This window comes from Stenotrophomonas sp. STEN020 (assembly GCF_056760195.1).
The window spans coordinates 1-406 of the sequence record NZ_JBRREI010000125.1; the positions used below are offsets into that span (position 1 = coordinate 1).

Sequence of the window (406 nt, forward strand, 5' to 3'; positions counted from 1 at the left end):
GAGCACCGCTGGCGGTACCAGTGCGACCAGTGCGGCCGATCAGTTCACCTATGTGGCAGCGCCCACGGTGACGTCGGTTTCGCCGACCAGCGGCCCGGCTACGGGTGGCACAACGGTGATCATCACCGGTACAAACCTTTCTGGTGCCACGGCAGTGATCTTCGGGGGGACTGCGGCGACCGGTTTCACGGTCAACAGCGCCACCCAGATCACCGCGACCGCGCCAGCGGGTACGGGCACAGTGGACGTACGCGTGACCACGACTGGCGGTACAAGCGCGACCAGTGCTGCTGATCAGTACACCTATGCTGCGGCGCCCACAGTGACTTCCATCGCGCCGAGCGCAGGTCCTGCTGGCGGCGGCACGACGGTGACCATTACCGGTACCAACTTCAGCGGTGCCACA

General features: G+C 65.5%; 1 protein-coding gene. It reads left to right on the plus strand.

Going from position 1 to position 406, the window contains the following annotated elements:
- The coding region (locus ACVOLZ_RS22310; RefSeq protein WP_481518044.1) for an IPT/TIG domain-containing protein at positions 1-406 on the plus strand (406 nt) is incomplete at both ends.